The 20720-nt window shown below is 41.0% G+C and carries 17 protein-coding genes and 1 other RNA gene; 3 read left to right on the forward strand and 15 right to left on the reverse strand.

The genetic code is table 11. The features are described 5' to 3' along the window. Window positions 1-42: 42 nt before the first annotated feature. Entirely contained in the window at window positions 43-507 is a 465-nt protein-coding gene (locus tag B9T25_RS08030; RefSeq protein ID WP_086187922.1) for a MarR family winged helix-turn-helix transcriptional regulator, read from the forward strand. A gap of 397 nt (window positions 508-904) precedes the next feature. On the opposite strand, the gene prpC is transcribed toward B9T25_RS08030, so the two are convergent. The 6 genes from prpC to B9T25_RS08060 form a co-directional block, all read right to left on the reverse strand. After that, window positions 905-2041, reverse strand: coding sequence for a 2-methylcitrate synthase (gene prpC, locus B9T25_RS08035; protein ID WP_086187923.1), 1137 nt, complete (start codon window positions 2039-2041; stop codon window positions 905-907). Between the two features lie 25 nt (window positions 2042-2066). Next, window positions 2067-2942, reverse strand: coding sequence for a methylisocitrate lyase (gene prpB / locus B9T25_RS08040; protein WP_086187924.1), 876 nt, complete (start codon window positions 2940-2942; stop codon window positions 2067-2069). A 43-nt stretch (window positions 2943-2985) separates the two neighbouring features. Beyond that, complete coding sequence (locus B9T25_RS08045) at window positions 2986-4614, reverse strand: long-chain fatty acid--CoA ligase (RefSeq protein WP_086187925.1); 1629 nt, start codon at window positions 4612-4614, stop codon at window positions 2986-2988. 244 nt (window positions 4615-4858) lie between these two features. Beyond that, window positions 4859-5884, reverse strand: a complete 1026-nt coding sequence (locus tag B9T25_RS08050) for an AraC family transcriptional regulator (protein ID WP_086187926.1) — start codon at window positions 5882-5884, stop codon at window positions 4859-4861. Window positions 5885-6032: 148 nt separating this feature from the next. Beyond that, the gene (locus B9T25_RS08055) at window positions 6033-7868 is read right to left on the reverse strand and encodes a DUF1302 domain-containing protein (protein ID WP_416202356.1); all 1836 of its coding nucleotides are present in this window, start codon (window positions 7866-7868) and stop codon (window positions 6033-6035) included. Between the two features lie 225 nt (window positions 7869-8093). Then, the gene (locus B9T25_RS08060) at window positions 8094-8687 is read right to left on the reverse strand and encodes an RBBP9/YdeN family alpha/beta hydrolase (protein WP_086187927.1); all 594 of its coding nucleotides are present in this window, start codon (window positions 8685-8687) and stop codon (window positions 8094-8096) included. Between the two features lie 304 nt (window positions 8688-8991). Between B9T25_RS08060 and B9T25_RS08065 the strand changes: the two genes are divergently transcribed. Further along, entirely contained in the window at window positions 8992-10002 is a 1011-nt protein-coding gene (locus B9T25_RS08065) for an AraC family transcriptional regulator (protein ID WP_086187928.1), read from the forward strand. A gap of 194 nt (window positions 10003-10196) precedes the next feature. Here the strand turns inward: B9T25_RS08065 and B9T25_RS08070 are convergent, their stop codons facing one another. The 8 genes from B9T25_RS08070 to ssrA all read right to left on the reverse strand — a co-directional run bounded on the left by B9T25_RS08070 (window position 10197) and on the right by ssrA (window position 17520). Next, the gene (locus B9T25_RS08070; RefSeq protein WP_086187929.1) at window positions 10197-11207 is read right to left on the reverse strand and encodes a YeiH family protein; all 1011 of its coding nucleotides are present in this window, start codon (window positions 11205-11207) and stop codon (window positions 10197-10199) included. Between the two features lies 1 nt (window position 11208). Continuing rightward, entirely contained in the window at window positions 11209-11526 is a 318-nt protein-coding gene (locus B9T25_RS08075; protein WP_086187930.1) for a Rieske (2Fe-2S) protein, read from the reverse strand. Continuing rightward, the gene (locus tag B9T25_RS08080; RefSeq protein WP_086187931.1) at window positions 11523-12170 is read right to left on the reverse strand and encodes a DsbA family oxidoreductase; all 648 of its coding nucleotides are present in this window, start codon (window positions 12168-12170) and stop codon (window positions 11523-11525) included. The genes B9T25_RS08075 and B9T25_RS08080 overlap by 4 nt, the downstream gene beginning before the upstream one ends. Further along, window positions 12164-13495, reverse strand: a complete 1332-nt coding sequence (locus tag B9T25_RS08085; RefSeq protein WP_086187932.1) for an MFS transporter — start codon at window positions 13493-13495, stop codon at window positions 12164-12166. The genes B9T25_RS08080 and B9T25_RS08085 overlap by 7 nt, the downstream gene beginning before the upstream one ends. A 176-nt stretch (window positions 13496-13671) precedes the next feature. Beyond that, complete coding sequence (locus B9T25_RS08090) at window positions 13672-14766, reverse strand: 3-keto-5-aminohexanoate cleavage protein (protein WP_086187933.1); 1095 nt, start codon at window positions 14764-14766, stop codon at window positions 13672-13674. A 60-nt stretch (window positions 14767-14826) separates the two neighbouring features. Then, window positions 14827-15675, reverse strand: coding sequence for a TauD/TfdA dioxygenase family protein (locus B9T25_RS08095; protein WP_086187934.1), 849 nt, complete (start codon window positions 15673-15675; stop codon window positions 14827-14829). A 24-nt stretch (window positions 15676-15699) separates the two neighbouring features. Beyond that, the gene (locus B9T25_RS08100; RefSeq protein ID WP_086187935.1) at window positions 15700-16686 is read right to left on the reverse strand and encodes a quinone oxidoreductase family protein; all 987 of its coding nucleotides are present in this window, start codon (window positions 16684-16686) and stop codon (window positions 15700-15702) included. A 475-nt stretch (window positions 16687-17161) separates the two neighbouring features. Next, window positions 17162-17520, reverse strand: a transfer-messenger RNA (tmRNA) gene (gene ssrA, locus B9T25_RS08105). Between the two features lie 131 nt (window positions 17521-17651). Between ssrA and glpK the strand changes: the two genes are divergently transcribed. Next, window positions 17652-19136 carry a glycerol kinase GlpK gene (gene glpK / locus B9T25_RS08110; protein ID WP_086187936.1) on the forward strand — a complete coding sequence of 495 codons (1485 nt, stop codon included), beginning with the start codon at window positions 17652-17654 and terminating at the stop codon, window positions 19134-19136. Between the two features lie 52 nt (window positions 19137-19188). On the opposite strand, the gene B9T25_RS08115 is transcribed toward glpK, so the two are convergent. After that, window positions 19189-20718 carry a DHA2 family efflux MFS transporter permease subunit gene (locus B9T25_RS08115; protein WP_086187937.1) on the reverse strand — a complete coding sequence of 510 codons (1530 nt, stop codon included), beginning with the start codon at window positions 20716-20718 and terminating at the stop codon, window positions 19189-19191. Between the last annotated feature and the right edge of the window lie 2 nt (window positions 20719-20720).

Below are 20720 nucleotides of genomic sequence, written 5' to 3' on the forward strand. Positions count from 1 at the left end.
TTAACGAATTACAATTACAAAATCTTACAGGGAAGCCCATCCATGACTAAAAAATACAGTAAATTTTTACCTTCATCGGAAGATTTTAGCTTAGACAGTTTTCCATATTACTGGGTTACTCAAGTACATGCTCAATATGTACAGAACGTAGACCATGTCTTGAAAAAATATGGTTTAGATAATTCACGACGTCGTATCTTGCTTTCCTTAAAGTTAAAACCGCATGCCAGTGTTTCAGATTTATCTGAAATGGTTGTATCCAAGATGTCCACAACGACAAAAATTGTTTATCGCTTAAAAGACGAAGGCTTAGCCGAAACATATTCATGTGAAGACGATGCTCGAATTACCCGTGTTGTTTTAACGGATAAAGGGCAACAAATGACCCAGAAGATTAACGATCTGACCAATATTGTTTTGGAACAATCTTTTGAAGGTTTAACACCCTTGCAAATTGAAAAGATGATGGAAAGCCTTAAACAGATTTTCAAAAATCTAGCACATTAAACGAAACATCATTCAATCGAAAGAATTCAGTTAAGGATGAGTTCTTTTAATTTTCACTTGGGCCGATGTAAATATTCAAATCCCACTTCTGGGAATATTTACATGAATCATTGAATATATAGAGATTTATAACTTAACCAGCGTTATCTAAACACTCATAAAGAAAAACAATTAGTGGGCGCACATGAGCAGAATCATGAATTTTTTTCATTAGGCATGATCAATTTCCCCATCGTGATCATGCTCACTGATCGGAAAACTTCACTTATATTTTAAAAAATTCATATAAGGTAGCACTGTAAAATGCTCGACCATCTTTTTTAGGTATGGCTTCTTATTCTTAACACACAGCAATAAATAAAGCCTCCGAAGAGGCTTTATTACAACTTTTATCAATTTACGCGGCAGAACGCTCTGTAATTGGTACAACTTTACGCAGTTCAGGCCCCGTATAATCCGCACTTGGACGAATAATACGATTATCGGCACGTTGCTCCATCACATGTGCCGCCCAACCTGTGACACGGCTCATCACGAAGATTGGCGTGAACAGCTTCGTTGCAATATCCATGAAGTGATACGCTGAAGCATGAAAGAAGTCGGCATTACAGAATAATTTTTTCTCACGCCACATCACTTCTTCACAACGTACTGACACTGGATAAAGTACCGTATCACCTACATCTTTCGCCAAGCGTTCTGCCCAGATTTTGATGATGCCATTACGTGGGTCATTGTCTTTATAGATCGCATGACCAAAGCCCATGATCTTTTCTTTACGTTCCAGTTTACCGAGCATTTCACGTTCGGCTTCGTCGGCAGACGTCCAGTTTTCAATCATTTCCATTGCAGCTTCGTTTGCACCACCATGTAATGGTCCACGCAGTGAACCAATGGCACCGGTAATACATGAATGCATATCCGACAATGTGGATGCACAAACACGCGCAGTAAATGTAGATGCGTTAAATTCATGCTCTGCATAAAGAATCAGTGATACATTCATCACTTGTTCATGCAATTCATTTGGTTTTTCACCACGAAGTAAATGCAGGAATTGCGCACCGATTGAATCATCATCGGTATTTTCTTCAATGCGCACACCGTCATGGCTAAATCTGTACCAATAACAAATAATGGCCGGCAAAGTTGCCAAAATACGATCTGCAACATCTTGCTGTTCAGTAAATGATTTTTCTGTTTCCAAATTACCCAGCATCGAAACACCAGTACGCATTACATCCATTGGATGCGAGTCCGCAGGAATACGCTCTAATACTTCTTTTAAGGCTTGTGGTAATTGGCGCAGCGATTTTAATTTCGCTTTATAGCTTGCAAGCTGCTCAGCAGTGGGCAATTCACCAAAGAAAATAAGATACGCAACTTCTTCAAATTGGCAATTTTCAGCCAAATCTTGCACATCATATCCACGATAGGTTAAGCCTGCACCACTTTTGCCTACAGTTGACAATGCTGTTTTACCTGCCACTTGTCCACGCAATCCTGCGCCTGTGAGTACTTTTCCTTCAGCCATTTTTTTATTCTCCATGTTGAATTTTTTATTTAAACAATTTATCTAAGGTGTTTTCAAAGGCGTGATAATCAAGGAATTGGTACAGTTCTTTACGCGGTTGCATGTTATCCAATACATTGACTTGTGTACCCGTTTCACGAATAGAGCGCATCACTTCGAGCGCCGCTTTTTGCATTGCACGCGTTGCTGACAGTGGATACAGCACCATTGCAATACCCTGTTCAGCCAGTTCTTCCGTGGTGTAATACGGGGTATCACCAAATTCAGTAATATTGGCCAATACAGGTACACCGACTGCATCACAGACGGTTTTGTACATCGTAATGTCCGTCATGGCTTCAGCAAAGATCGCATCAGCACCTGCTTCAACACAGGCACAAGCGCGATCAATTACTGCCTGCAAACCTTCTTTTTGTAAGGCATCGGTACGTGCCATGACCACAAAATTTGAATCTGTTTTTGCATCCACAGCTGCTTTAATACGATCAACCATTTCTTGTTGTGTCACAATTTCTTTATTTGGACGATGACCACAACGTTTTTGTGCAACCTGATCTTCAATATGAACCGCAGCAGCACCTGCAGCAATCATTTGTTTTACAGTACGTGCAATATTAAAAGCACCGCCCCATCCTGTATCAATATCGACCAAGAGCGGTGTATCAACACGTTCAGTAATACGACGAACATCTTCAAGAACATTGTCTAAACTGGTCATTCCCAAATCAGGTAAGCCATAAGAATAGTTGGCAACACCTGCACCCGATAGATAAATGGCTTTATAACCCACTTCTTTTGCCATCATGGCCGCATAGGCATTCACTGTGCCAATAATTTGTAATGGTTTTTCTACTTCCAGTGCTTGTCTGAATCTTAAGCCTGCAGACTTTTGTTCTGTCATTTCCCTTTCCTTAATTATTTAATGTTAAAAATATTAATCGTGATTAACCTTCTAACAAAACTGAACCATACTCTTCACGTAAAACTTTTTTAAGTATCTTTCCAGTACCACCTACAGGAATGGAATCCACAAAAATAACCTTATCTGGAATTTGCCATTTCGCAATTTTATCGGTGTAGTAATCCAAAATATCTTCTGCTGTAATTTGACTTTCAGCTGATTTTTTTGCAATTAATATCGGTCGTTCATCCCATCTTGGATGTACAGCAGCAATTACAGCAACCATATCAATTGCCGGATGTGCACTCGCAATATTTTCCAACTCAACTGAGGAAATCCATTCGCCACCTGATTTAATTAAATCTTTAGAACGATCACAAATATTCATATAGCCATCTTGATCTAAGGTCGCAATATCACCTGTATCAAACCAACCATCTAAAGTAAGAGCGGATTTATTTTCCCCAAAATATGAATCTACAATCCAGTGTCCCTTTATTTGTAAATTTCCTGAGGTTTGACCATCCCGTTGAATTTCCGTCACCCCATTTTCTTCATCACTCACACGTAGTTGCACCCCAAATGGTGGACGACCTTGTGAAAAACGAACATTAAACTGTTCTGTTTCAGCTAATTCCAAATGTTTGGCTTTAAGCTGATTAACTGAACCGACTGGGCTTGTTTCCGTCATCCCCCAAGCATGAATCGTTTCACATTGGTATACATCTTTAAATGTCTTCACCATTGATGGTGGACAAGCTGCCCCACCCACCACATTGCGCGTCAAACTTACAAGTTTGCTACCCGACTGATGCGCTGCGTTTAATAGTCCTTGCCAAATCGTTGGTACACCTAATGCATTGGTCACTTTATATTGATCAATTAAATGAACCAAACTCGCCCCATCCAACATTGGGCCAGGCAGTACCATACTGCATCCAACCATAGCCGCGGCATAAGGCGTTCCCCAAGCATTAACATGAAACATGGGTACAACAGGTAATATTCTATCTTTTGCCGATAAATTTAATGAATCAGGTAAACAACTTGCATAACTATGCAATATCGTCGAACGATGGCTATATAAAACACCTTTAGGATTCCCTGTCGTACCCGATGTATAACAAAGTGAGCTTGCCGTTGTTTCTTCTAATTTTGGCCATTCATAATGCTCAGACTGAGCCTCAATAAGCACATCATAAAACTGTACTTCAGGGAGTGCTTTCTTAATGTTTTCATCATAAGCATCAAGACAAATAAAATGCTCTACATTTGGAAGAGAAGCCTGAATTGAAATGACTAAATTTAAAAATGTTTTATCGAAAATAATAACTTTATCATTTGCATCATTAATAATATAAGTCAATTGTTCAGGAAAAAGACGAGGATTAATAGTGTGACAAATCAAGCCACTTCCAGATATTCCATACCAAGTTTCTAAATGACGATGATTATTCCATGCAATAGTTGCAACTCGATCACTTGCAGACAAACCGAGTGATTGTAAGACATTCGCAAAACGTTTTGAATTTTTAGCAATCTGTGCCCAGTTGCTTTGCGTCATAGAGCCATCAGTATTTTTTGAAATAATAGCTGTATCTGCGTGATAAATTTCAGCATGTTCGATTAAGCTACTAATCAAAAGTGGTTGAAACATCATATTTCCATGCATTGAAAAATATCCTTATTTCCGATGTTTGTAAGTCTATTGTTTTAATATCAGTAAATGATTACTTCTATAATTGGTCTTTAAATTACAATAATTTTCTCTTTTAATTTTGTCATTTCGTCTCAAATATTTGTCATTTCGGCACAAAGATCCACAAAAGACTTAACGATTTAAGAAAATACAATGTACTTTTTCAAAAAATACTCATTTCAAATTTTATTCATTTAATCTTGTTTATTGCATTCATTCAGATAGGAAGACTCGTTCGTCTCCAACGAGCAGGTGTGATGTTGTACCAACGTTTAAATGCTCGGGTAAAATTTGCTTGATCATCATAACCAAGCTGATTCGCGACTTCGATGATCATTAATTGTTTATTTTTTAGCAGTTTAACTGCAATTTCCTTCCGGGTTTTTTCTAATAATGATTCAAAAGTTGTGTCGTATTGATTTAAATAACGGTACAACGTAAAACGATGGATAGAAAAATATTCGGCAACCCGCTCAATATTACAAAGCCGATGTGGTAATAATTCTTCAATTATTTTACATACTTGTGTGATGATGTCCACGCGATTATTCGTTCGTAATTCGGATAAATGCTGACGTAAAAAATGGTCTAATTGATGATCATGCCCTGTCCGCTTTTGATCTAATTGCTCCTGAGGAAATAAAATTTCATGTTGAGTTTGGCCAAACCATACTGGACAACCGAAAAATTTTTCATAGAGATGTGCAGACTTCGGTTTTGGGTATGAAATACGGACTAACGTGGGTCGCCAAGACTTACCTAAAACCAATTCTATAATAGAAACCATCGCAACTAAATAAGCAGTTTGATATTGTTCTTTTCCAGAAATTTCACCCTCAATCTGCATACATATACGTGCATACCCCTGATCTTCCTGTAGATCCAGCTTTTGCCCTCGGTACCACATACTCCCATAATAAAACAGACTTGCCATTGCATCGCGCATCGTCGCGGCATTTAGCACTAAAAAGCGTAATGGCCCAATATTCGAAAGTTGTGCATTTTTTCCAATGAGTAATCCTAAATGATCACAACACGTTAATTCTTCTACAGCTTTAAAAATACCACCTTGGGTCTGCAACGATACAGGGGTCAAATTATTTTTTAAATCTTCCAGTTTTATTGCAAATTGATCAAATACACTTTGGGCATCAAATCCTTGTTCTTCTAGAAAGTTCGCAATTAAAGCGAGGATGCCAATAGGATTAGATTTTTCTTGTATTTTTGAATCGATATATTGCATTTAAACCTCTAGATTTATTAAAAAAACGGTGGTAGCCCATTCACCTCTTTCAATAATTTAAAACCAGTAAATCACGGTCACTGCTTGACCATGATTTACTTTGATTGGATGTAAAAATAATATTTAAAAACAAGAAATAATATTCAGATTAAAAGTTGACTTTTAAGGCCAATGAAGCAAAGTCTCGGTCATCTATAGTGCTAAATTCGTTCGAACCAAAAAAGTTATAGTAGGCGATTTCAGTGGTATATTTTTTCTGATAAGTCGCCGATACCGCCGCACCTATGCTCATTTGTCCTTCTTGAAAATTTTGGCTAAAACCATGTACATCATGACGGAAGCTAAGACTAGGTGTAATAACTGTTGATGGCAAAATATCTTGATAACTTAATGCGCCACGTAGTCGATAACCCAATGACCATTCACTAAAAAAACCTTCTTTATTACAAAAACGTTCATTCATGCTGTCAATGACGTCATTTGGAAGATGTGCAGTACCATATGGCGTACATTTAAACTCACCTGTTTCAGGATTATACGCACCTGTAGAGAGTTCACTGCGACCAAAAACACCCACTCGACCAATACGATGATTGCCTATATCAGCAATGTGATTTGCTGCAAACTCAGCAGACCAAGTCAATGCATTTGCCCCTAGAACATTAGAAATACTATCGCTTGCACCTATTGAAAATTGGGTTACAGGCAAACGTACATATCCATTGATATATTTGCCTAACTCAGGAGCAACACCAGGAGGTGTAAATGGCGTTTCACTAGACAGAACTTGAGCATAAACAATATCTGTACCATTTAATTGCAATGGTTGATCTGGCTTATGCGTTAATTCACTGAAAACAGTTGTCATTCCTACTTTCCCAGTCAAACTTAAGCCATACATCTTAATATCTTCAGGATAGATAGAAAAAAAACTCGCTGTTTTAAAGTTTTGTGGCCCCGCTGCAGTCACGGTAAAGCCATCAAAATTTGCATTTCGACTATGGTAATTCGCATAGTACATACCGAGTTCAGCATTATTTAAACTGGGTAAAATTTGCTTTAAGGCAATACCATATTGTCCACTATCTTTGGCATATCTACTTTCTGTACGTGGAATAAAAGTTTGAGCATCTAAAGCGCTTTCTGACAGCTTATCTCCGGGCGTAACCGTTAGAACAATTGGTCCACAATTCTCTGGAACGAAATCAGAGATTGCAAAAAAAGTCCCACAGCCATCAACGACAGTTGGTCTGAACTTGAACTGATAGAAGCCTTCAACCTTAAGATTTTGATTAATCCCTGCTGTAAAAGAGAACATTTCAACAGGAATAATTCTTTCTTTTGCCTCACCACCAGGTCGATTCATTGCGGCAAAATCCAATGCACTGACCGAATTTAAACCATTCTGGAAAAACTGTGATTTCCCCCAGCTTAAAGCGTGTTTACCTAATTTAAAATTGAAAGACTGACCATTATCAAATGTAAAGTTCTTCCAAATATATGCATCCCAAAGATCTATTCCCTTGAATTTTGCCAGCCTTGGCCATGCTGAATCATCAAATGGCTTTAAATCGCCATGTCCTGTTTCGTACGCATGGTCATACCAGTATTTCGTACTGATCACAGCACCCTGCTGTTTACCATTCAAACGAAACTCGGTTAAGCCTTTGATAATTTGGGATATTGCATCATGTTTACTAAAGTTTGCACGACCATCATCACCATTGACATCCACGCTAAGTCCCTCTTTACCAATGCTGAGCGCATCTGGTTTATAAAGCATTGAAGCTGAAGGATCCTGTGTGCTCCAACTGCCACCTAAACTTAGGCTCGTGTTAGTTTCAAACTTCCAATCGTCATTGATATCAAAACTAGCAGCTGTCGCTTTTGAAATAAATAGGATTAAGCCCAAAGAGAAACCAACCCTTTGAATGAATAAAATATGACTTCTTTTCTCATTTAAATATAAAAACTTATTCACCATATCATCTCCATATAGATATGATTTATTTTGATTAACTTGCTGCATCCAATATTTACAGAATGAGCAAAAGCGTAAATTATTGTTTTATAAAATCCATTTACAGCTGATCTCGCTAACGAATGAGCAAAAGCTGTGAAACAAACTAAGAAATTGTAAAATTAAGGCTTAAACTGATGTCATGCTTGACATGACAAGCTTTTAAAAAACTAAAAAATCATTCACGAACTATGCAGACATGACACAGTCATCAATCATGTCAAGCTGTTGAATAAACTGTTCAGCCTGTGGCCAAGGGCCAAAACCAGCAGCAGGATTAACATGACCAACAGCGCCTAAGTTAACCAATTGACTGCCCCATGTTTTCGCCATATCTGCAACAGCAGCAAAACTGGCTAAAGGGTCATTGGTACTGGCAGCAAGAATGCTTGGAAAAGGCAGTACTTGACTTGGTAAGGGACTCCATCCCTCGAGTCGAAGTGTGTCAGAACTTGGATAATTTTCTGGCCAACTTTGTTTCAAATCAGGAGGCGCTACAAGCAATGCGCCTTTAATGGCATGATGCTGATGCTTGGCTGCCCAATGTACGGCCATCAATACACCAGCACTGTGCGCAACCAAAAGCACAGGCCCATCTATGTTTTCCAGTTCTGCCTGAATTGCCTCAACGCGTTTTGCACAATTCAGCTTGTCCGTTTGCACAGGGGGTACAGAACGTACCTTAATCAAACGTGCTTCCAATATCGTTTGCCAATGTTCAGCAACGTGATCACGTAAGCCAGGGATGATTAGAACTGTAGCCTTGGTCAGTATTTTTTCCATCTCTACACCTTTGAACTTAATGCTCGCTGAGGATAATAAGTGATATAAATTTCATCTCCACAATACGATGTAGATTTTTCAAATAATGCTCTTTAAGTGACATGCTCTTTTCATTTGATGACAAATCGTTTAAAACTATCTCCTATGCAGAAAAGCTTTTTAAACACTTAAAAAAAGCTAAAAACGAACGAACAAAAATACATTATTACTTTACGATGAAAGTAGGTGCTTTCGAGACTGAGCATTTTGGTTATAAATAAAGACTGACTAGGAATAGGTTAGTTTAAAAATAGGGAGATAAAAAATGGTTCCTCTTGCGCATACTGCCGTTCTGAAAAATTATGTGGACGTGACGCAACAATTAGACGTCAATCCTTACCATTTATTGTCAAATGTCGGAATTTGCCCAACTCAGTTAAATAATACGAAACAACGTATTTCTGTAGACAAGGCAGTTGCCTTACTGGAACAGTCAGCTCAAATCAGTGGTTGTGAGGTATTCGGTTTGCGCATGGCAGAACAGAGACAACTATCTGATTTTGGTGAAATTAGTCTACTACTGAGTTATCAACATACCTTACGTGATGCTTTACAGACAATTGTCCGCTACCGTAATTTACTCAATGATTCACTTGAAATTTATATTGAGGAGGTTGGCAATACCGTCATCATTCGAGAGGAAGTGGTGACAACTGCATCCGTATACAGCCGTCAGGCAACTGAACTTGCACTTGGAATTATGCACCGTTTCTGCGCTGCGCTGTTGTCTCAGAAATGGCGGCCTTTAAGTATACATTTCACCCACAGTGCACCACATGACCTCTCTACACATCGACGCATCTTTGGATGCTCGTTGGAGTTCGGCAGCGAATTCAACGGTATCGTCTGTACAGCGATAGAACTTGATACAGCAAATCCACAAGCCAATACAGCGATGGCCGATCATGCACAACGTTATCTAGATACCTTACAAAATGACAATGAGCCTTCTATTATTTTTGATATCCGTAAAAGCATCTATCTACTTTTACCTATGGGCCGCGCTACTATTGATCAAGTTGCACAAATGCATGGTATTAACGTGCGAACACTACAGCGTCGTTTAGAAGCATCTCAAACCAGTTTTAGTGATTTAATCAATGATGTACGTCGAAACCTCGTGTTCCGTTACCTGAAAAACATCAATTACTCACTAGGGCAAGTTTCTGACATTTTGGGGTACTCAACACCAAGTTCCTTTACTCGTTGGTTTATCAGTCAGTTTGGAATGGCACCTATGAATTGGCGTAATCTCAATAAAACCATGCTCGATTAATGCGCTATATAATAAAGATCATCATGTTTCATGAAATAGATAAAAAATCCAGATAGACATTTTCTTAATACTGATCTGGACTTATCATTTTAAGCTGATAAAAAATCAATATTGCATGAATTAAAATACTGAATAAAAAAGGGACTTGCATCTGTACGAATGACAGAACAGTCCCTATTGAGAAGATATTAGTACTAAAACCACCAGTGCATCAGCGTCAAGACCAATATCACCAGAAAAACACTTTCACCGACCATCAGAAGAATCGGCTTGATCCCCACAGAGGCAAGCTCTTTCAGTTGAGTTTTCATGCCCAAAGCGCTGATCGCAATAACCAAGCACCAACGTGATAACTCATTCAGTCCGCCCTGCACAACAACGGGCACCCATCCTGTACTGTTGATACAAGCGAGAACTAAAAAGCCCACTGCAAACCAAGGCAGTAATGGTGGACGCTGCCCCGTTGAATCTGCACCTTGCATACGTGTAATCATCGCTGCGCAGACAATCACTGGAAGTAGCATCGCAACCCGCATTAACTTCACGACTGTTGCAGTATCACCTGTTTCTGTCGACATGCTATAACCCGCACCCACCACCTGCGCCACATCATGAATCGTGGCACCCAAAAACACGCCAGCAGCCTGCGGTGATAACTCAAGCCAATTCGCGATCATTGGATACACAATCATGGCTAAGGTAGAAAGCGCGGAGACACCAATCACAGTAAATAAAGTGGCTTTTTCTTTTTGTGGATGATTAGGCAATGCTGCCGATAATGCCAATGCTGCTGAAGCACCACAAATTGCGGTAGCACCACCAGTCAACATGCCAAAGAGCTTCTGAAAACCAAGCACTTTAGCGGCTATGACTGAAACCGATATCGTCACCACGACAAGTGTTATCACTAAAGCAACAGGTTGCCAACCCAAAGCCGTAATTTGCCCCAAAGTAATACGCATACCTAACAAAGCAATGCCTACACGTAATACTGTACGCGCGGTGAACTCAATACCCGCCTTACACTTACTGTCTGTAGCTAAGAAATTCAGTCCCATTCCTAGCAGCAGTGCAAATAACATCACTGGAGCACCATAGTGCTCCGATAAAAAACAGGCCGCGGCAGCAACAACCACACTGACAATAAAACCTGGCATCAACTCACGTGATCGCTGGTTTAAATCCACTAGCATAGAGCTATTCATGCTACTCCCCAGAATCCATAATAATAAATACTTGGTCGCCAATCACCTCTACAGGATACGAAGCAACTTTAAGCTGAGTAGAATTCAATAAGTAACCGCTAGCTAAATCAAAACGCAAACCATGCGCACAACACTGGATCACCTGTCCTTCCAGTTTCCCACCAAATAACGAAGCACCCTGATGTGGGCAGCTGTCATCAATCGCGTAGAATTGAGCAGCAATATTAAACAATGCAAGTGATTTGTCTCCAATCATAAGGAATACTCGCGCACCTGGAGCTGGTACTTTTTCTAGCGGTACTTGAAAACGAGCTGTCATGTCACCAATCCTTGTGTTGCAATTTCTTCAAGCATCGCCTTATAAAGTACATCTGCTGGATGTGCACCAGCTAATGCTGAGCGACCCTCAAAAATAAAGTAAGGCACGCCATTACCGCCTGTGTCAGCAGAGATGAAAGGTTCATCCAAACGAGTGCCTAGAGTGTCAGCTGAAAAGCCACAAAGCTCTGCAATTTTCAGTAGAACCGCTGTATCGCCAATGTCTTCAGAATGATGGAAATACGCTGAAAATAGCCGTTCTAGCAGCATGTCGCATTGTTCTGGATTCCCAATTTTTAAAGCATTTCCCAACAAATGGTGTGCTTGAGCAGTATTGGGCATACGTTTAATGCGATCAAAATCAATATCAACGCCTACGACATTCGCTGCCTGACGAACTTGAGCCTGTCGCATACGAACTGAGGTAACACTGCCTAATCTTTTTAAATAAAACGCCTGAAAAGGCACCCCTTCAACGGGGATGTGAGGTAATAATTGCACCCCACGCCAGTGTAAGATCACATCAATATCAGGATCAGTTCGATGCAGCTGCTTTATGGCAGTCTGTAACTGACGTTTCCCGATCAAACACCAAGGGCAAATAAAGTCAAAAAATACATCTATATGCAATTGGCGACTCATAATTTATCATCCATGCTAAGTTCATTGGACTGCACTGCTGACTGAGCATTTGATCGTGCAAGATCTTTGAGATAATGGCATTTGGCATAAAAGAACACAGCTGCTGCGGCTATACTGACCAATGGCATTAATTGAAATGCACTCTGTAGACCAATCACATCAGATACTTTTCCAACAACCAACGGTCCAAGTGCCAGTCCCAGCAAGTTATTGGCTAAGGTTAAAGTTGCAAATGCTGAACTATGCACTGAGTTATGGGTTAGATTGGCAACCATCGCCATAGATGGGCCATTAGTACCGATTACAATGAATACCCCAAGGCAAATCACTGCTAATTGGGCAGGACCAGCTGACATGGCAAATGCTATCGATAACAGCAGACAGCTCCCTAAACAGTAAGTAATCGCCAAACTTACTTTACGCTCTGGACGATTACGCCCTAAACGATCGCAGAGCATGCCGCATAAAATAGTACCCACTGCACCGCTCAATACAATAATCGCTGCCATGATTCCTGCGGAATCGGTGCTCATCGCATAATATCGATTTAGATAGCTGGGCATCCAAACAATCACCGAGCCACCAACAAACAATTGCAATCCACTGCCAATGTAAGTTGCAATGACTGAAGGACTGGAATATAAGGTTTTCAGCGGATTTTTAATTTTTATTAGTTTCTGTCCAACTGCATCTGTGAGAGCTGATGGGGTAATTCTTTTTTCTTTCACAATAATCGGATACAAAGAAGCCAAGATCAAACCAAATACAGCCATACCAGCAAATGCCCAACGCCAACCAAAATGCTCAGCCAGCACACCGCCTAAGGCCATACCTAAAAATGAGCCACACATACCACCAGCCATAAAAGCACTTGCCAGCGTTGCGCGCATTTCTCGTGGAAATACAGCCATTACAACAGCAATACCCACACTGCCATACGCGGCTTCCCCCACACCCACCATAAAGCGAGCAATAAACATCTGCTGATAATTTTCTGCGAGTGCACAGCCTAAGGTTGCTACACTCCACAACACTGCCATTAAGGTTAAGCTTTTGACTCGACCAAAACGGTCTGCCAACAATGACAAGGGTAAGGTCAACAAACCTACCATTAATGCCACAATGCCACTCAATAAGCCCAACTGACTATCACTAAGTGCCCATTCACTTTTGAGTAAAGGAAAAACCGCATTTAACACTTGTCGCGACATGTAATCTGAAATGAGCAAACCAAATGTTAAGGCAAAAACTAGCCATGCATAGCGGCGGGGAATACTGATAGAAGTATCCATACTGCTCGTATGTACTGTATGTTGATGAATACCCATACGACCTCCTTGTATGTTTTTATAATTTCTATATCTAGCTAGTGCAGGATCACGTTACTACTCGTATGAGCTGTATACTTATGGGCATCCACGGCCCCTTGTATTTTTATAATTTCAATCTTGCTAGCTCAGGATCACGTTTCCACCTAGAAACGTGATCATTACTCTTACACGACTTATGCTGAATACTTAAGTTTAGATTCCTTTGTACTCACGCCATCAGTACGTAGAGGAATTCCCCTTTGTCCAGGTTGACGATTCGGTGACATACCATTTGCAATTAATGTTTCTTCAATACTATCGTACTGCACCCCAATACGATAAATTTCACGCGCTTCTTGACCTGACGCAATTTCACGCCCTAACTCATGTGCAACACGTACGGTTTGCTCAATTTGCTGTACTGATGTAAAGCGCTTACCATGCTGATCAATAATGGTGTCTTCAGTCCCTACACGTGGATGCATCCCCATAGCCAGAGCCATGGTATTAAAAGGCAATACGTTCTTGAACAACGACTCAGCAGTCAAGCTACAGCCATCTGGTGCACGATGGATAAAGTTGAAGAAGTTAAACGGATTTGGACCATCGAAACCACCCGCAATCCCAATCCAAGTCAGGTTCAATGGGCCAGTATAAATACCCTTACGAACTAGACGCTCAAGGGTTTCTAAAGCATGAATACCTGTTAGTTGAAAATGCGGCTGAATGCCAGAAGCCTGTAAGCGACGCAGATGTTCTTCAACCCAACCCGGTCCTGCTGGTACAGTCATTTCACGATAGGCAGCGAAGGTTGCTGGCTCACCCAACGTCGTTCCAGCAATATATTCTGGTGGAATTACCTCGGTGATATTCATTTGTGTCGTATTGATTGCTATAGTGACTTGATCTGGTTTTGGGGTCAGATCAGCCAGCATATGTCGAGCTTCATCACTTAACCACAGTGCAGCTTCACCTTCGCTTTCCGGTGCAAAGGAAATCGAACCGCCCACTTGAATAATCATATCAGGCACTGCTTCACGCACACCAGCAATCAGTTCGTTAAACTTTGACAGTCGTTTAGAACCTTTACCATCCAACTCCCGTACATGCAAATGCAATACCGTCGCACCAGCTTCGTAGCAATCCACAGCTTTTTGTATTTGCTCTTCCATCGTTACAGGAATGTCTTCTGGAAAATCTTCTGGCATCCACTCAGGCCCATAAGGCGCAACAGTAATTACCACTTTTTCCATATTTTCTGGGTGCAAGGAATCATCAAAGAATTGCATACGCATCTCCTATTATATTTTAAAAATTATCAATCAGATAGAGTTATTCAAACCATAAGGTTAGTAGGTTCGATCACCAATAATGGCTGCTCGTTCCATTTTTCGATGGCAAGCAGGATAATCCATCACGGCATAATGTTGCGTGCTGCGATTATCCCAAATTGCAATGCTGTTAGGTTTCCAACGCCAACGTACTTGATATTCCGGAATAGATGCTTGGGATATTAAGTAGCGCAATAGATCCGCTGCACCAGGGTTTGCATCTTGTCCGAATCTCACGCGTTCAGGTGTATGATAATTACTGATATGCGTCGTATAACTGTTGACGAACAGTACTTTTTCACCTGTTTCAGGATGAGTACGTACCACAGGGTGCTCAGCATCAGGATATTGAGCTTTAAGTGCCAAACGTTTTTCGATGGGCATTGCCGCACCAAAACTGGCTTCTATACTGTGACGTGCGCGTAAACCATCGATTTTTCTCTTTACATCTTCGGGCAAGTTTTCATAAGCTTGCACCATATTTGTCCACATTGTGTCTCCACCGACTGGTGGACATTCAACACAACGTAACACAGCTCCCATCGGCGGTGCCTCACGCCAAGTAGCATCAGTATGCCATGCATTTTCATACCGTTCTCGCGGTTGATCAGGTCTTTTATAGATCTGTACCAATCCTGGGTTTTCTGGGTTACTTCCAAGTACAGGATGGTCTTCTAGCGCCCCAAAGCGTTTTGCAAATGCAACATGCTCAGCCCCAGTCAACGGTTGATCTCGTAAGAACAAAACACGATGTTTAAGCAATTGCGTGCGAATTTCGGCAAACAGACCATCATCATGAATCGCATCTGCCAGACTAATACCGCGCAGCTCTGCGCCAATATGACAAGTTAGTTGTTCAATTTGCATAAGAATTCCTTTCCAATTACAAACTTAAATGACAAAAATTGATGAGCCTATAGTTTTACGTGCTTCTAAGTCTTGATGCGCTTGTACTGCATCTTTCAGCTCATAGCGCTGATTAATTTCAATTTTGATTCGACCATGGCTAACATGATCAAATAACTCATTTGCTAGTTCCCTTTTCTCAGCAGGGTCAGCGATGTAATCAGCCAAAGCTGGACGTGTGATATACAGTGAGCCTTTCATTGCCAGTAATACAGGATCAAAGGCAGGGATTGGGCCAGAAGCTGTGCCCACACAGACCAACAAGCCACGGCGTTTTAGGGAATCGAGCGAGCCCATAAAGGTATCTTTACCCACGCTATCAAAGACCACGTTGACACCCACACCATTGGTTAATTCACGTACACGCTGAGCGACATCTTCATGGCTATAATTGATGACATGATCACAACCATGCGCTCGTGCTACGGCAGCTTTTTCTTCTGAAGATGTTGTACCTATCACTGTAAGACCCAGTAATTTAGCCCACTGTGAAACAATCAAACCGACCCCGCCAGCAGCGGCATGCAATAAAATGCTGTCGCCCGGTTTAAAGTCATAAATACGGCGCATCAAATAAGCTGCTGTTAGCCCGCGCATGGTCATTGCTGCGGCAGTTTCACATGAAATTTCTTCAGGCAATTTAATCAATGCATCTGCTGAAATCAGCCGTTTGGTACTGTAAGCGCCTAAAGTATTTAAAAATCCAGTGTAAGTGACCCGATCACCCACAACAAATTGGGTAACTCCCTCACCCACAGCTTCTACAACACCTGATGCTTCCACACCCATACCATTCGGCATTGGGATTTTGTAAGTACCATTACGGAAATAAGTATCAGCATAATTCAAACCGACAGCGACCTGACGCAGGCGTACTTCCCCCAAACCAGGGTTACCCACTTCTACATCTTCATAGCGCATTACTTCAGGTGTTCCTGTTCCATAGAACCGTATAGCTTTAGTCAACGTCATTTTCCAATCCATATTTTGGTTATTATTCAGTGCCTGAAAAAGCAATAACTCAAACTACAATATATGGATACACACCACTTTACATATGACGACATCCACTTATCCTTTTACGACAATGGCATTTGAGAATTGATGATAGAACATTCAGAAACTCAGCTTTTAAAATTATTTTTTCTTCTAAATTAATAAATTAAACAGGCTTTGTTGCACAAATATTTAATAATCAAAGCTTGCCTATATGACTCAAATCCAAGACCCAACTTGGGTATGAAGTCTACCTAATTCAGTGAATCTATTTAAAACGGCTATTGTACTCAGTATTTGTGGGTATATTTTCCAAATTTTTACCCACTGAAAGCAAAAACAGGGGCACATTGCATTGGATAGCTTCGGACAAATAAGGCAATAAAAAAGCCCTTAAACATTGAGTTTAAAGGCTTTTTTACATTCAGTCGAACTGCTCTGAATTGAATTTTGGTGGAGGTGGCGGGAGTTGAACCCGCGTCCGCCAGCATTACGCTCGAGAATACTACATGCTTAGATATCGTCTATTGTTTTAACTCTTTGTGACCCGACGAACAGGATACAAATCGCGATCCTCTTAATTTAGTACAAAACCCCGAGGCTTGGTTTTATACGGCCTTGTGTGCGTGCGCTTCAGTCGGACTCTCTAACCACAAGTATTCAGAGAGACGGACAAGCTGCCCTTAGGCAGCTAGAGCGTATGATTCGTCGTTTGCGACTAAAAAATGCAAATTTGATTTACGAGAGAAAATGCGCTCTCGGCATGCATCTATGAGTTTCATCACCAGCGTCGAAGCCAGAAACACCCCCAAACTACAGCGCAATCATAGCATAAATGTCAAAAATTACGATATATTTTCTAAACATTTACATAACTAGATGCGTTTAGTTACATAATTGAGCTAATATTTTACTTTTCAAGTCTAATCATAGAAAAATTTATGAGTTATTTACTTGCACTCGATCAGGGGACGACATCTAGTCGTGCAATTATTTTCAATGAACATGGAAAAGTTCAAGCAACGGCTCAACGTGAAACCTACATTAAAACACCGCATTCGGGTTGGGTTGAACAAGACGCTCAAGAAATCTGGACAACACAAATCGCAGTGGTACAACAGGCTCTGGCATCGGCTCGCATTTTGGCCAAAGACATTAAAGCGATTGGACTGACCAACCAGCGGGAAACCACCATCGTTTGGGATAAACGAAACAGTAAGCCCCTATCCCCTGCAATTATTTGGCAAGACCGCCGTGCAACGGAGTGGTGTAACCAGCTCACACTACAAAATTTGCAGGATAAAATTCACCGTAAAACAGGTTTACGCATCGACCCCTATTTCAGTGCAGGAAAATTGGTTTGGTTACTGGAAAATGTAGCAGATTTACGGGATCTTGCTGAACAAGGGCATGTCGCTTTTGGTACGGTTGATAGTTGGTTAATGTGGAATCTTACTCAAGGTGCTGAACACGTCATTGAAGCCAGTAATGCTTCACGAACCATGCTAATGAATCTACAGACTCAACAGTGGGATGAAGAGTTACTTGAACTATTTAATATCCCCCATTCTGTTTTACCTAAAATTATTTCATCCGATACCTATGTAGCAGATACTGCAACAGGTTTACTGGGTGCCAATATTCCGATTACGGGTATTTTAGGGGATCAACAATCTGCTTTATTTGGTCAATCTTGCTTTGAAATTGGCACAGCGAAAAATACCTATGGCACGGGTTGTTTTATGCTGTTTAACACAGGGCATGAAGTTCAATTTAGTGAGAATAAATTACTCAGCACACTGGCTTGGAAATGCCAAAATCAAACCACCTATGCCCTTGAAGGCAGTGTGTTTATGGCAGGTGCCATTGTGCAATGGTTACGTGATGGTTTAGGCATTATTCAGCATAGTAATGAAGTCGAAAAGCTGGCTTGCCAAGTCAAAGACACCGATGGAGTGGTCTTGGTTCCGGCCTTTACAGGACTGGGAGCCCCCCACTGGGATAGCGATGCACGTGCCTTGCTTTGTGGGATGTCGCGTGGCACCAATAAAGCCCATATTGCACGAGCAGCCTTGGAATCCATTGCTTTCCAAGTTTCCGATGTTTTAACTGCAATGCAATCTGATATTGCGCACCCCTTGAAAGAATTGCGTGTCGATGGTGGTGCCAGTCAAAATGATATGTTGATGCAATTCCAAGCCGACATTCTGAATGTTCCCGTACTTCGCCCAAAAATGTTGGAGTCTACGGCATGGGGTGCTGCGGCTATGGCAGGTTTAAAATCTGGAATTTTTTCCAATATGTCTGAAATTTCAGAATCGTGGCAACTAGATCGTGCCTTTGAACCCAATATGGGTATTGAGCAACGCCAATTTCATTTAAACCAATGGAAAACGGCTTTAAAACGGTCAAAATCGGACATTTAATTAAAACTGTCTCTGCATTTTAGATGTAGAGACAGTTTTATAAACAACGCGATTAATGCATAGGTTGACCACTAACACCAGCTTTAGGTTTAGGGCACAGCCAAATGATTAATCCAGCAAAAACAAAAACCATCGATAAGATTAAAAACACATGGTTTGCTGACAAAGTTAAGGCTTCTTTATCCACCAAACTGGAAATATAACCCAAAGCACCATCTGAGCTCATTCCACTTTGCATCAAAGTGCTTTGTGTACTTTCAGGATGTAAATTGCTCACCATTTCACTGCGTGCAACTTTGGCTTGATCATCCCACATGGTCACTGCAATGGATGCGCCAATTGCCCCCGCCATGGTTCTTAAAAAATTCATTAGTCCTGCGGCAGATGCCATTTCATGGGGTTTGACTGAAGCCAACGCCATATTCGACAATGGAATAAAGAAAAATGGTACGGCAAAACCCTGTAAAATTTGCGGCAATGCCAATGCCATAAAATCAGCATCAGTAGTCCAGAATGATCGCATCAGGGTCACAACACCCAATAACATCAGACCAAAACAGGCCAAAGCACGTTGATCATATTTGGTGGCCATTTTCGCCACAATCGGTGACATCATTAAGCTACCAAAGCCCATGGTTGCAGTGAGGTAACCTGCCCATGTTGCGGTATAGCCCAAGTTAATTTGCACCCACTGTGGTATTAGTACAATACTGGCAAAGAATGCACCAAAGGCAAAGGCAAGCGACAAAACTGAAATGGTAAAACCACGGTAGCGAAAGATTTGAATATTCACCACGGGATGCTGTTCGGTCAGTTCCCAAATAATAAAAACAATCAGCCCGACCACGGTAATGATGGCTAAAGCACAAATAAAAGCACTATTAAACCAATCATTTTCATGCCCTAGATCCAGCATCAACTGCAATGCACCAATCCAGATAATCAGCAAAAACAATCCAATACTATCAATTCTAATTTTTGAAATAACTGTTTCAGCAGGTTTTAATAAGCGTAATGCTGCAACAGCACAAAAAATTCCGACCGGAATATTGATAAAGAAAATCCAGTGCCAAGATAAATTATCACTAATTGAACCGCCTAAAATAGGGCCCAGAATAGGTCCAACAACCGTAGTCATCGCCCACATACCCATGGCTTGGGATTGTTTTTCTGGAGGGAAAATACGCATCAACAAGGTTTGGCTGAGCGGCATAATTGGCCCACCAAATAACCCCTGTCCAATACGGCACATGACCAGCATTTCTAAACTGGTCGATAATCCGCATAAAACCGAAAAAATAGTAAAGCCAATCAAACTAATGATAAACAGCCTGACTGCACCAAAACGTCCTGCCAACCATCCAGTTAATGGAACACAAATTGCTTCGGCAACGGCATAGGAGGTAATCACCCATGTGCCTTGTGAACTTGAAACGGCTAAACTGCCAGTAATATGTGGCACTGAAACATTGGCAATGGTCATATCCAATACGACCATAAAGTTAGCCAATGCCAGCACAAAAGCAGCAAGGATGAGGCGTCCCCCTTTGAGGTCGCCAAATGGTACGTAGTTATTATTCATAA

This window comes from Acinetobacter sp. ANC 4470 (assembly GCF_002135335.1).
GTDB lineage: Bacteria > Pseudomonadota > Gammaproteobacteria > Pseudomonadales > Moraxellaceae > Acinetobacter.

Excerpts from the sequence above, each read along its gene's own strand:
- B9T25_RS08090 (WP_086187933.1), bottom strand. The coding sequence starts at position 14,766 with ATGCAATTCTTTGATGATTCCTTGCACCCAGAAAATATGGAAAAAGTG.
- prpC (WP_086187923.1), bottom strand. The coding sequence starts at position 2,041 with ATGGCTGAAGGAAAAGTACTCACAGGCGCAGGATTGCGTGGACAAGTG.
- B9T25_RS08095 (WP_086187934.1), bottom strand. The coding sequence starts at position 15,675 with ATGCAAATTGAACAACTAACTTGTCATATTGGCGCAGAGCTGCGCGGT.
- prpB (WP_086187924.1), bottom strand. The coding sequence starts at position 2,942 with ATGACAGAACAAAAGTCTGCAGGCTTAAGATTCAGACAAGCACTGGAA.
- B9T25_RS08075 (WP_086187930.1), bottom strand. The coding sequence starts at position 11,526 with ATGACAGCTCGTTTTCAAGTACCGCTAGAAAAAGTACCAGCTCCAGGT.
- B9T25_RS08065 (WP_086187928.1), top strand. The coding sequence starts at position 8,992 with ATGGTTCCTCTTGCGCATACTGCCGTTCTGAAAAATTATGTGGACGTG.
- B9T25_RS08060 (WP_086187927.1), bottom strand. The coding sequence starts at position 8,687 with ATGGAAAAAATACTGACCAAGGCTACAGTTCTAATCATCCCTGGCTTA.
- B9T25_RS08070 (WP_086187929.1), bottom strand. The coding sequence starts at position 11,207 with ATGAATAGCTCTATGCTAGTGGATTTAAACCAGCGATCACGTGAGTTG.
- B9T25_RS08055 (WP_416202356.1), bottom strand. The coding sequence starts at position 7,868 with ATGGTGAATAAGTTTTTATATTTAAATGAGAAAAGAAGTCATATTTTA.
- B9T25_RS08115 (WP_086187937.1), bottom strand. The coding sequence starts at position 20,718 with ATGAATAATAACTACGTACCATTTGGCGACCTCAAAGGGGGACGCCTC.
- glpK (WP_086187936.1), top strand. The coding sequence starts at position 17,652 with ATGAGTTATTTACTTGCACTCGATCAGGGGACGACATCTAGTCGTGCA.
- B9T25_RS08030 (WP_086187922.1), top strand. The coding sequence starts at position 43 with ATGACTAAAAAATACAGTAAATTTTTACCTTCATCGGAAGATTTTAGC.
- B9T25_RS08045 (WP_086187925.1), bottom strand. The coding sequence starts at position 4,614 with ATGCATGGAAATATGATGTTTCAACCACTTTTGATTAGTAGCTTAATC.
- B9T25_RS08050 (WP_086187926.1), bottom strand. The coding sequence starts at position 5,884 with ATGCAATATATCGATTCAAAAATACAAGAAAAATCTAATCCTATTGGC.
- B9T25_RS08100 (WP_086187935.1), bottom strand. The coding sequence starts at position 16,686 with ATGACGTTGACTAAAGCTATACGGTTCTATGGAACAGGAACACCTGAA.
- B9T25_RS08085 (WP_086187932.1), bottom strand. The coding sequence starts at position 13,495 with ATGGGTATTCATCAACATACAGTACATACGAGCAGTATGGATACTTCT.